The sequence below is a fragment of the Micrococcus sp. SL257 genome (genome assembly GCF_026625585.1).
Classification (GTDB): domain Bacteria; phylum Actinomycetota; class Actinomycetes; order Actinomycetales; family Micrococcaceae; genus Micrococcus; species Micrococcus luteus.
On record NZ_CP113053.1, the window covers coordinates 726259 to 737859 of the forward strand.

At 65.5% G+C, this 11601-nt stretch carries 10 protein-coding genes and 1 pseudogene; 8 read left to right on the plus strand and 3 right to left on the minus strand.

The window, feature by feature from the left end; all coding sequences use genetic code 11:
• Positions 1-7 precede the first annotated feature (7 nt).
• Positions 8-865: a transporter substrate-binding domain-containing protein gene (locus OVA32_RS03435; RefSeq protein ID WP_041102639.1), complete on the plus strand. Its 858-nt coding sequence runs from the start codon at positions 8-10 to the stop codon at positions 863-865.
• A 90-nt stretch (positions 866-955) separates the two neighbouring features.
• Here the strand turns inward: OVA32_RS03435 and OVA32_RS03440 are convergent, their stop codons facing one another.
• Positions 956-1183, minus strand: coding sequence for a helix-turn-helix domain-containing protein (locus OVA32_RS03440; RefSeq protein WP_267715242.1), 228 nt, complete (start codon positions 1181-1183; stop codon positions 956-958).
• Positions 1184-1441: 258 nt separating this feature from the next.
• Here OVA32_RS03440 and OVA32_RS03445 point away from each other — a divergent pair, with 258 nt between their 5' ends.
• Together OVA32_RS03445 and OVA32_RS03450 are read left to right on the plus strand one after the other, a co-directional pair.
• Complete coding sequence (locus tag OVA32_RS03445) at positions 1442-1624, plus strand: type I restriction-modification system subunit M N-terminal domain-containing protein (protein ID WP_267715244.1); 183 nt, start codon at positions 1442-1444, stop codon at positions 1622-1624.
• Positions 1625-1686: 62 nt separating this feature from the next.
• A pseudogene (locus OVA32_RS03450) lies at positions 1687-2390 on the plus strand (transposase); the annotation flags it as partial.
• A gap of 11 nt (positions 2391-2401) precedes the next feature.
• Here the strand turns inward: OVA32_RS03450 and OVA32_RS03455 are convergent.
• On the minus strand, positions 2402-3745 hold the full coding sequence (locus OVA32_RS03455; RefSeq protein WP_095354206.1) for an IS256-like element ISMlu11 family transposase: 1344 nt from the start codon (positions 3743-3745) through the stop codon (positions 2402-2404).
• Here OVA32_RS03455 and OVA32_RS03460 point away from each other — a divergent pair.
• The 3 genes from OVA32_RS03460 to OVA32_RS03470 all read left to right on the plus strand — a co-directional run bounded on the left by OVA32_RS03460 (position 3707) and on the right by OVA32_RS03470 (position 7059).
• Entirely contained in the window at positions 3707-4279 is a 573-nt protein-coding gene (locus OVA32_RS03460; protein WP_267715816.1) for an integrase core domain-containing protein, read from the plus strand. The two genes, OVA32_RS03455 and OVA32_RS03460, sit on opposite strands and share 39 nt — an antisense overlap.
• Before the next feature lie 526 nt (positions 4280-4805).
• Positions 4806-5956, plus strand: a protein-coding gene (locus OVA32_RS03465) for an IS3 family transposase (protein ID WP_095694652.1) whose coding sequence is annotated in 2 segments (ribosomal slippage) — positions 4806-5076 and positions 5076-5956 — 1152 coding nt in all. Because the reading frame shifts where the segments join, the coding sequence is not laid out codon by codon here.
• Between the two features lie 230 nt (positions 5957-6186).
• Positions 6187-7059, plus strand: a complete 873-nt coding sequence (locus tag OVA32_RS03470) for an Ltp family lipoprotein (RefSeq protein WP_242821220.1) — start codon at positions 6187-6189, stop codon at positions 7057-7059.
• A 171-nt stretch (positions 7060-7230) separates the two neighbouring features.
• Here OVA32_RS03470 and OVA32_RS03475 read toward each other — a convergent pair whose 3' ends face one another.
• On the minus strand, positions 7231-8133 hold the full coding sequence (locus OVA32_RS03475) for a DUF3800 domain-containing protein (RefSeq protein ID WP_267715248.1): 903 nt from the start codon (positions 8131-8133) through the stop codon (positions 7231-7233).
• A 237-nt stretch (positions 8134-8370) separates the two neighbouring features.
• Between OVA32_RS03475 and OVA32_RS03480 the strand changes: the two genes are divergently transcribed.
• Together OVA32_RS03480 and OVA32_RS03485 are read left to right on the plus strand one after the other, a co-directional pair.
• Positions 8371-10371 carry a type I restriction-modification system subunit M gene (locus tag OVA32_RS03480; RefSeq protein ID WP_267715250.1) on the plus strand — a complete coding sequence of 667 codons (2001 nt, stop codon included), beginning with the start codon at positions 8371-8373 and terminating at the stop codon, positions 10369-10371.
• Positions 10368-11597: a restriction endonuclease subunit S gene (locus tag OVA32_RS03485; protein ID WP_267715252.1), complete on the plus strand. Its 1230-nt coding sequence runs from the start codon at positions 10368-10370 to the stop codon at positions 11595-11597. The genes OVA32_RS03480 and OVA32_RS03485 overlap by 4 nt, the downstream gene beginning before the upstream one ends.
• The last annotated feature ends 4 nt before the right edge of the window (positions 11598-11601 follow it).

Consider the following 11601-nt stretch of genomic DNA (forward strand, 5'->3'; position numbering starts at 1 on the left):
GCCGATCATGACCTTCCGCCCCACCCGCTGCCGACTCGCGACGGCGGCCTTCGGCGTCGTCCTGACGCTCACCCTCACCTCCTGCGGCACGGCGCAGGATGCGGGCAGCTCATCGGAACCCGCCACCGCCACCGTCGTCGACTCCGCACTCACCCGCATCAAGGAGGTCGGCACGTTGCGCGTCTGCTCCACCGGTGACTATCCGCCCTTCACCGAGCAGACCGAGAGCGGCGACTGGAAGGGCATCGATGTGGACATGGCCCGCGACCTGGCCGAGACCATGGGCGTGGAGCCGGAGTTCGTGAAGACCAGCTGGAAGACGCTCATGGACGACTACACGTCGGGGGCGTGCGACGTCGCCGTCGGGGGCATCTCCCTGAACCCGGAACGTGCCGAGCAGGTGTACTTCACCGTGCCCACGCAGGAGGACGGCAAGACGCCGATCACCCGCTGCGAGGACGTCGAGAAGTACGACACCGTGGCGGAGATCAATCAGCCGGGTGTGCGGTCGATCTTCCCGGAGGGCGGCACCAACGAGAAGTTCGCGCGGGAGCACTACCCGCAGGGCGAGCTACTGACGCACGACAACCTCACGGTGTTCGACGCTCTCGCGGCCGGTGAGGCGGACGTGATGACCACGGACCGCTCCGAGGTGCTCTACATCGACCACGAGTACCCCGAGCTGTGCGCCGCGAACCCGGACGAGCCCTTCGACTACTTCCAGAAGGGGTACATGCTCCCGCAGGGCGACGAGGTGTTCAAGCACTACGTGGACCAGTGGCTGGCCATCGCGCTCAAGGACGGGACGTACGAAGGATTCGCGGAGCCGTGGGTCGGGGACGTGGAGCTGAGCCTGGAGGACTGAGCCGCAAGGGCGATCCCGTCCCCGCTGGGACGCCGCCCTTGTAGACGTCCGCGGTGGTGACGCGCTTCAGGTCTTCGAGTGCAGGAGTCGTCAGCCGGTGACCTCGAGCTCGCGGCCGAGCACCTCCATGACGGAGAGCACTGACTTCAGGGTGCTCTTGCCGGTGCCGCGCTCGATCTGGCGGACGGTCGCATCCGAGACTCCCGCCAGGTCTGCGAGCTGCTGCTGGGTCAGCAGGAGCTCTTTACGCATGGCGCGGACGCGATCGCTGATCTTCATCAGCGCCGCGGCAGAGGAGACTGCGCGTGTGGTGGCCACGGCTCCAGCGTGGCAGATGAGCAGCTGAAATCCGAAGGATTCTTCGGAATCGGTGACGTTCGACTGCTGCGGTGACGAGTCGACATGGGAAACCGAAGAGAACTTCAGATTCGAGCCTCCGGGGTCGGTCGAAGAGGTGCCGGCCTCCTCATCCGAAGAATTCTTCGGAACCCGGCCCTCAGGCATCAGGCGTGCGACTTTTCAGTGCCAGAATGAGGCCGACTGCCACATCGCTGTGCTCCGAAAGGCTCTGCCACCATGCCCTCTCGCCAGAACCTCTCGAACTTCGTGTGGGGGATCGCGGATCAGCTCCGGGGCGTGTTCAAGCCGAACCAGTGCGGCACGCTCGTCCCTCCGCTCACCATCCTGCGCCGCATGGAGGCGGTCATGGCCCCGCACCGGCTCGTTCTCGCGGGATCCTGGGCTGACCCCGTTTCGTAGGTCCAGTCGTTATGAGAGTCGTCCTGTTGCCCGCGGTCGCGGGCAGGGAGACTGGTCAGATCATGACGAACAGCAGGAAGCGTCACACCCCCGAGCAGGTCGTCCGTAAGCTCGGGCAGGCCGACAGGATGCTCGCCGATGGTCAGGACGTCGCGGCGGTGTGCCGGGAGCTCGGGGTGTCCGAGCAGACGTACTACCGGTGGCGGAACCAGTACGGCGGCCTCAAGGCCGACGACGCAAAGCGCCTGAAGGAGCTGGAGAAGCAGAACGCGACCCTGAAGCGTCTGCTCGCGGAAGCGGAGCTGGAGAAGGCCGCGCTCAAGGAGCTGGCTGAGGGAAACTTCTAAGCCCGGACAGGCGCCGCGCCGCCGTCGATCACCTCAAGCGCAAGTTGCGGGTGAGCGAACGGATGGCGTGCCGTCTGGTCGGGCTGAGCCGCTCCGCGTACCGGCGACCGCTCAAGGGCGACACGGTCGCGGACCCGGATCGGGCGCTCAGGGAGTGGCTGCGCGCCTGGGCGAAGGACCATCCCCGCTACGGGTATCGGCGGGCGTATCACGACGCCCGCGCCGAGGGGTGGGTGGTGAACCACAAGAAGATCCAACGCCTGTGGCGTGACGAAGGGCTCCGGGTCCCGCAGCGGCGTCGACGCAAGCGCGTCGGGTCCTCGACCGTCGACGCGCCGACGGCGGACGCGCCGAACGTGGTGTGGGCGGTGGACTTCCAGTTCGACGCCGACGAGCAGGGCGTGTCAACTTGTCTGTGTAAGCGGGGTGGTCACAGGTAGGGGTTGATCCGGTCGGGGTAGGCCGCGGCGAGCTGGGCGAGGGCCTGCTTCCAGTTCGTGACGGCCTGACCTTCGACGAGCCGGCCCTGGGCTTTGCGCTGGCCGGCGGGTTTGCCCCGGTCCCGAGCGCGTTCGGCGGCGCGTTTGTCTTCGATGTTGCAGATCGCCAGCCAGAGCAGCTTCACCGCCGCCTCGGTCGAGGGGAAGTGGCCGCGGTTCTTGGTCACCTTCCGTAGCTGGAAGTTCAGCGACTCGATGCTGTTGGTCGTGTAGATGACCTTGCGGAGCATGGGTGGGAACTGCAGGAACGGGATGAACCGCTCCCAGGAGTTCGCCCAGGTCGCGGCTGCAGACGGGTACTTCGTGCCGAGCTCGGAGGCCTCGAACTCGGCCAGCGCCTTCCTCGCGGTCTCTTCGTTGGGGGCGGTGTAGATCGGCTTCAGCGCGGCGGCGACCTTCTTGCGGTCCTGGTAGGCCACGAACCGCATCGCGGCCCGGATCAGGTGAACCACGCAGGTCTGGACCATCGAGTCCGGCCACGTCGCCTCGACCGCCTCCGGCAGGCCCTTGAGCCCGTCGCAGCACACGATCAGCACGTCCTGCACGCCCCGGTTGGCGAGATCGGCGCAGACGTGGGCCCAGAACGCCGAGCCCTCGGTGTCCTGGACCCAGATCCCCAGCACGTGCTTGATGCCCTCGAGGTCCACGCCGACGGCGATGTAGGCGGCACGGTTGAGGACCTGGCTGTTCTCTCGGATCTTGATCCGGATTGCGTCGAGATAGATCACCGGATAGAACTCCTCCAGCGGCCGCGACTGCCACGCCAGGACCTCTTCGCTCACGGCGTCGGTGATGTTGGAGATCGTCTCGTGCGACAGGTCCGTGCCGATCGTGGAGGCCAGGTGGTGCTGGATGTCCCGGATCGTCATTCCGCCGGCATAGAGGCTGATGATCATGTCATCCAGGCCCCCGAGGCGCCGCTGGCCCTTGGGCACCAGGCGCGGGGTGAACGACCCGCCCCGGTCTCGCGGGACGTCCAGCTCGATCGGCCCGACCTCGGACTCCACGGTCTTCGGGGTGGTCCCGTTGCGGGAGTTGGCGTGCTTCAGCGCCTCGCTCGAGCCCTTCTCGTAGCCCAGATGGCTGGTCAGCTCGGCCTGCAGGCCCCGCTCGAGCGCGGCCTTGACCAGCGCGGGCACGAACCCGCCGTCACCGGTGAGCTCGACGCCGCCCGCGTCGATCTGCGCGAACAGGGAATCAAGCTGCCCTGAGGCTTTCAGCTGCTCGACCAGGTCCTGGCCCGAGGGCTCGCCTGGGTTCTTCTCGTCGATCATGGTCATGATTCTTACCGTTCCTCTCGGTACGGCTTACACAGACCATCTGACACGCCCGACGAGCACGGACGACCGATCAAGATCTGCTCGATCGTCGACGAACACACCCGGGAGTGCATCGGCGGGCTCGTGGAGCGCTCGATTACCGCCGACCGACTCACCGCCCACCTCGAGGACCTCGTCGCCGCCCGGGGCGCCCCGGCGGTGCTCAGGTCGGACAACGGGCCGGAGTTCATCAGCGAGGCGATGGCCGACTGGGCCGGCACCCGCACCGGCCTGTCCTACATCCCTCCGGGCTCGCCGTGGCGCAACGGGTACGTCGAGTCGTTCAACAGCCGGATCCGCGACGAGTGCCTCAACATCAACAGCTTCTACTCGCTGCTGCACGCACAGGTCATCATCGGCGACTGGAAGGACGAGTACAACCACCACCGCCGGCACTCCTCGCTCGGCTACCTAACCCCAGCCGAGTACGCTCGGCAGTGCACCCATCAAATGGAAACCGGCGACTCACAGAACGTCCGGACCGAATGAAGGGGGCGGCTCACTCCTCGCTCGGCTACCTAACCCCAGCCGAGTACGCTCGGCAGTGCACCCATCAAATGGAAACCGACGACTCACAGAACGTCCGGACCGAATGAAGGGGGCGGCTCAATCCCTCGTAGTGATCGAACAGGCTTGGCGGGATGGTCTCGACGGCGGCGAGCACTGACTCGATATCGTCCGGGGTGGGGGTGCGAGAAATCACGAGATGACCCCCTTCGCAGGGCTGCGAGCAGTATCCCTCCAGCCGCGGGCTCTGAAGTGCGGCTGTGGCAGGTGAAGTGGCCGTTCACCCTTCCGACGCGGAAACGCGACATGAGCATTCCTGCTCGACTCTCACATGTCCTCGGCGTGTCGCTCAATGGGTGCGTTGCTGTGCACAATATGCAGTTGAGGGCCTTCTCACCCTTCCTCGACAGACTCTCACTGGCACCTGGGCTGACCCCGTTTCGTAGGTCCAGTCGTTATGAGAGTCGTCCTGTTGCCCGCGGTCGCGGGCAGGGAGACTGGTCAGATCATGACGAACAGCAGGAAGCGTCACACCCCCGAGCAGGTCGTCCGTAAGCTCGGGCAGGCCGACAGGATGCTCGCCGATGGTCAGGACGTCGCGGCGGTGTGCCGGGAGCTCGGGGTGTCCGAGCAGACGTACTACCGGTGGCGGAACCAGTACGGCGGCCTCAAGGCCGACGACGCAAAGCGCCTGAAGGAGCTGGAGAAGCAGAACGCGACCCTGAAGCGTCTGCTCGCGGAAGCGGAGCTGGAGAAGGCCGCGCTCAAGGAGCTGGCTGAGGGAAACTTCTAAGCCCGGACAGGCGCCGCGCCGCCGTCGATCACCTCAAGCGCAAGTTGCGGGTGAGCGAACGGATGGCGTGCCGTCTGGTCGGGCTGAGCCGCTCCGCGTACCGGCGACCGCTCAAGGGCGACACGGTCGCGGACCCGGATCGGGCGCTCAGGGAGTGGCTGCGCGCCTGGGCGAAGGACCATCCCCGCTACGGGTATCGGCGGGCGTATCACGACGCCCGCGCCGAGGGGTGGGTGGTGAACCACAAGAAGATCCAACGCCTGTGGCGTGACGAAGGGCTCCGGGTCCCGCAGCGGCGTCGACGCAAGCGCGTCGGGTCCTCGACCGTCGACGCGCCGACGGCGGACGCGCCGAACGTGGTGTGGGCGGTGGACTTCCAGTTCGACGCCGACGAGCACGGACGACCGATCAAGATCTGCTCGATCGTCGACGAACACACCCGGGAGTGCATCGGCGGGCTCGTGGAGCGCTCGATTACCGCCGACCGACTCACCGCCCACCTCGAGGACCTCGTCGCCGCCCGGGGCGCCCCGGCGGTGCTCAGGTCGGACAACGGGCCGGAGTTCATCAGCGAGGCGATGGCCGACTGGGCCGGCACCCGCACCGGCCTGTCCTACATCCCTCCGGGCTCGCCGTGGCGCAACGGGTACGTCGAGTCGTTCAACAGCCGGATCCGCGACGAGTGCCTCAACATCAACAGCTTCTACTCGCTGCTGCACGCACAGGTCATCATCGGCGACTGGAAGGACGAGTACAACCACCACCGCCGGCACTCCTCGCTCGGCTACCTAACCCCAGCCGAGTACGCTCGGCAGTGCACCCATCAAATGGAAACCGGCGACTCACAGAACGTCCGGACCGAATGAAGGGGGCGGCTCACACCCATTTCAGCCGCAAGAGCGCTTGGTTCGAGGCTCGCACATCAGTCACGGAGAGTTTTCTTATGCGCGCTCAGCGACTCCTCCTCTTCCTGCCCCTCCTGCTCGTGGCCACCGGCTGTTCCGGTCAGGAGGGACCGGGGCCGTCTAGCTCCCAATCCTCATTGTCCTCGTCTTCTTCGGCGGTGTCGCCGACGCCCGCCGCCTCGGAGAGCCCCATGCAGCTGACGGCCACCGAGACGTGCGAACAGCTGGCAGGCAACCGCGGTGGTCTGGCGTTAGACGTCCTGGACTTCAGCGTGGACTTCTACATGGAAGACCTCGTCATGAGCGATAGGGATCGTCGCGTGGCGGGGTTGGTGGAGCAGGGCGATCAGCTGCGCGCGGTCGCCCATCCCAAGTATCGCGACACCTTGGACCGTCTGATGGCCGAGCCTGAGGAGATCCAGCGCATTGTGAAGTCGGGCGGTGGCAGGTACACGATGCCAATGCAGGACATCGTGCAGTCTGTGACCGGTGCAGCCACCGACTGCTACCAGCCCGGTGAGGAACTCAACAGGTTCGTTGAGAACATGACGCCCATCATTAACCGCATCCCGGAGTATGCGGCGCTGGAGGTGGACGGCGCGTCCGGGGGCGCATCCTCCACGCCGGCTGCATCGTCGACCTCGACCCCTACTGCGGGGTCTGCTCCTGCATCGGAGCCCACGCCCACCCCTGAGCCCACGCCGACGCTCTCGGAGGAGACGGAAGCGGCAGCCGAGCATGAGGCCGGGGATGTGCCGATGGAGTACCAGTCGGCGCTTCGCAAGGCGTACAGCTACGAAGAGAACATGGACATGTCCAAGATGGGCATCTATGGCCAGCTGGTCTCCGAGTACGGTGAGCAGTTCTCACCAGAAGCGGCGCAGTACGCGATCGACAACATGACGGACGTGGACTGGAATGCCAATGCGCTGGCCAAAGCGAAGAGCTATCAGGAGATGATGGACATGTCGCCGTCTGCGATCTACGACCAACTGGTCTCGGAGTACGGCGAGGAGTTCACGCCCGACCAGGCGCAGTACGCGATCGACAACCTGTCCCAGTGACGCCCGGCCATGCCCGGCGCGTTGAATGAACGCGTCGGCAACGGTGTCGCCAGGTGGTCCACCCGCCGCCCGCATATTCTGGTCCTCCGCAGCCCGCGGAGGACCAGAATATGCGGGGCTGTGTTCCGCCTGACGCAGGGCCGGGGTGATCTCTAGCAGCGGCGCCAGGTCTTAGCGTCCCGAGCGCCAGATCTTCGCCATCTTCTCCGCCGCCGCGGGGTCCACCGAGGCCCCCAGAAGCTGTCCATGCGGGGTCGGGGCAAGTCGCCGTTCGCGGTGGAACAGCTCAGAGTGGTTGATGTCCTGCACGCCGCGGTTCCACAGGTGCAGTTTGGACTCGTAGGTGAAGCTGCCCCTCATGGATGCCAGCCGCTGGGGGTCGGTGACCCAGGCGTACTTGGACGAGTCGTTGAGCTGGTGATCGACAGCGCGTGTGACGGCGGCGGCGACCCAGTCGGCGAACTGCACGTTGGAGCTCAGCGAACTGTCCACGTGCATGGGCGGTTCCACGATGCACCGCATCTCCGGAAAGTCGCTGGCTCGGCTGAAGATGTGGGCATACATCGATGCAACGCGTTCGACTCGCGTCTTCTCATTGATTTGATCGATGATCACCATGAGGTTATGTCCGTGATGGTGGGCATGGCGGGCCAGACGGTTCAGAGTCTCTCGCATGGCGTCGGCTTCGCGTTTCTCGACGTCGAGGCCGATCTGCTTGGGCGTCCCACGCTGCTTCTCGTCGGCGTAGTAGAACAGCTTGCCGCCGTGGTCGACGACGACGGACCGCACGAGCGCATCGAACACGCGGAGCTGCTGCGGAAAGCGCGCGGGGGTATCCGGCCGGAACAGATTGGCCCCCTTGAACTCCCACCGTCCGGGGTGTTTCGCTCGGTCGATCTCCGAGGCGAACAGCTGACGCTTCAGTGCGGTGAACTTCGCTCCAAAGCCTCGTGCGGCAGACTCCGGCATGACGAATCCGGCATAACCGAAGGCTGGGCTTGTCCGGAAGCGAGGATGGTCCGGGCCGACGTAGGCGCCCGGCTCGCCGATCTCGTCGATGTACGCCAGCAGCATCTGACCATTGTGCAGGGCACAGCGGACACTGCAGACAAGCGCAGAGGCCCACGCAAGCGTGGGCCTCTCGAATTGGTGCTCGGGGCACTGTCTCAGCCCTAGCTACCACACGCGAGCGTACTCGCGCGCGCAGAGCATAGGCAAGTGTGGTTGTGTATGATCCGTCGCCCTGTCGGGTCGCTGCGGGGTCGGAATGGGTCCCGTCCAGCGGCCCGCCCCCACCATTCGAAGGACCCCATGACCACCCCCGCCACGCGCGGCGCTGCCTCGGCGCCCCACCGCTCTCCCCGGAACCTCTCGAACTTCGTGTGGGGGATCGCGGATCAGCTCCGGGGCGTGTTCAAGCCGAACCAGTACGGCACGCTCGTTCTTCCGCTCACCATCCTCCGCCGTATGGAGGCGGTCATGGCCCCGCACCGGGAGTTCTTCGCGGAGCTGGCGGCCAAGGGGCATCCGGACTTCGTCCTGGACAACCTGGTGGAGTCCCGCACGGGCCTGACGTTCTACAACCTCAGCCCCTTCACCCTGGACCGCATCCTGCAGGAGCCGGACCTGCTCCGCACGAACCTGCTGGCCTACGTGGACGGGTTCTCCCAGAACGTGGCGGACCTGTTCACCTACTACGAGTTCGACAAGACGGTCGCCAAGCTGGACGAGCACGACCGCCTCTTCCTGGTCCTGCAGCAGTTCGCCTCCATCGACCTCTCCCCGGATGCCGTCTCCAACGCGGAGATGGGGACCCTCTTCGAGGACCTGATCCGCCGCTTCGCGGCCGCCTCCAACGAGACCGCCGGTGAGCACTTCACCCCGCGCGATGCAGTGAAGCTCCTGGTGGACCTGCTCACCGCCAACGACGACGACGTCCTCACCGGCTACCCGGTCCGCACCGTCTATGACCCCACGGCCGGCACCGGCGGCATGCTGTCCCTGTTGGACGAGCGCCTGCGCCGCATGAACCCGAACGCGGAGGTCCGCCTGTTCGGGCAGGAGCTCAATGACCAGTCCTATGCGATCTGCAAGTCCGAGCTGCTCGGCAAGGGCCAGGCCGCGGACGGCATCGCTCGCGGGGACACCCTCAAGAACGACGCCCACCTGACCGAGCGCTTCGACTACGTCCTCTCCAACCCGCCCTACGGCGGCGACTGGAAGGCCTCCCGCACCGCGGTGGAGAAGGAGATCGCCGCCGGTGGCGCCACGAACCGCTTCCCGGGTGGCACCCCCGCCATCAGCGACGGCCAGATGCTGTTCCTGCAGCTCGTGGCTTCGAAGCTCCGCCCGGTCTCGGAGGGTGGAGGTCGGGCCGGCATCGTCCTCAACGGCTCCCCGCTGTTCACGGGCGGGGCGGGCTCGGGCCCGTCCGAGATCCGCCGCTGGCTGCTGGAATCAGACCTGGTGGATGCGATCGTCGCGCTGCCCACGGACATGTTCTACAACACCGGCATCGCCACCTACGTGTGGGTGCTGGACAACAACAAGTCGGCAGAGCGCCGCGGCAGGGTGCAGCTGATCGACGCCCGCACGTTCTTTACCAAGCTGCGCCGCAACGTGGGCTCGAAGAACAAGGAGCTGTCCAAGGCGGACCGCCAGCGCGTGCTGGACATCTACCGGGACTTCGACGCCCAGTCCGAGGACAACGCCGAGTTCTCCAAGGTCCTCACCGCGCAGGACTTCGGTTACCGGGAGATCTCCGTGGAGCGCCCGCTGCAGCTGCGTTTCGAGGTGGAGGACGTCACCATCGCGGCGGCGCTGGCCACCAAGCCGGTGGACAAGCTTCCCGACGATGGCCGCTCGGCTCTCGAGGCCGCCCTCGCTTCCCTGCGTGGCCGGGTCTGGGACCACCAGCCCACTTTCGTACTGGACCTGAAGAAGGCGCTGAAGGAGCACGGTGTGACCGCTGGCGCTCCACTGGTGAAGGCCCTGACCGGGGCGATCGGCGTGCACGATCCCGAGGCGGAGGTGGTGAAGAACAAGAAGGGCGAGCCGGAGCCGGACACCTCGCTGCGGGACACCGAACTGGTGCCCTTCGGCCGGGACATTCACGAGTACTTTGAGGCCGAGGTGGCCCCGCACGTGCCCGGCGCCTGGATCGACGAAGCGAAGACGAAGATCGGCTACGAGATCCCCTTCACCCGGCTGTTCTACACGTACGTGCCGCCGCGCCCACTCGAGGAGATCGACGCCGAGCTCAAGCAGCTCACGGCCGAGATCATCGAGCTGCTGCAGGAGGTGGAGCGGTGAGCTTTGCGAAGCTGCCGATCTCACGGGTCGCAGACGTCGAACTCGGGAAGATGCTCAAGACCTCCCCGAGTGACGGAGATGTGCTCATGCCGTATCTGAGGGCAGCTCATGTCCAGCCCGGAGGGCGTCTGATCGACCTGGGCGACGAACAGAGCATGTACTTCTCCCCGAAGGAGGCTGCGGCGCTGACGCTGAAGGCCGGCGACATGGTCGTGGTCGAAGGCGGCGCCGGCTATGGCCGGTCTGCCGTCTTGGAGCGCGACTACGACGGCTGGGCATTTCAGAACTCAATTCTGCGAGTCAGACCACGACCGGGACGAGCAGATGCCAGGTTCCTGTCCTACGCGCTTCGGACGGCATTGGACTGTGGCGAGATCGATCTCTTCGTCAACACTGCGACGATCCCCCACTTCACGGCAGAAAAGGTCTCGCGGTTCGTCCTGCCCATGCCGGCCGCAGAACAACAGGGGCGGATCGCAGATTACCTGGACCGCGAGACCGCCACGATCGACGCCCTGATCGAGAAGCAGTCGGAACTCATTCGTCTGTCAAAGATGCGTCGTGTGCTGATGATTGACGCTGTGCTCGAAGAGTCTTGGTCATCGAGCCCTCTTACCAGTATCAAATCGTTGACCAGAACTCATGGCCTCGTCGATGGGGACTGGGTAGAGAGCAAGGACCAGGATCCCGAGGGTAGGGTTCGACTAACGCAGCTTGCTGACGTCGGCGACGGCTTCTTCCGTGACAGGTCTGATCGATGGGTGAATGACGAGACTTTCGATCGATTGCGGTGCTTCGCCTTGAATGCTGGCGACATTCTGATTGCTCGGATGCCTGATCCGATTGGCCGTGCGTGTGTTGTTCCAGCGTTGCCCTACCGGGCGATCACCGTGGTGGACGTAGCAATCTTGCGGCCAGTTGGACACGCTGATTCTCGCTACCTCGCATACGTACTGAACGGTTCTCGTGTGAGAGGCGCCTTTGAATCGCTTCAAGATGGTGCGACGCGACAGCGAATCACTCGAAAGAACTTGGACAGGACCTTCGTGCCCTTGCCGTCTCTCGAGCAACAGCGCGAGATCGCCGACCACCTCGACCGCGAGACCGCCAAGATCGACGCCCTGATCGCCAAGGCCGAACGCTTCATCGAGCTCGCCCAGGAGCGTCGCGCTGCGCTGATCACCGCCGCCGTCACCGGCCAGATCGAGATCCCCACGGAGGACTGACCGC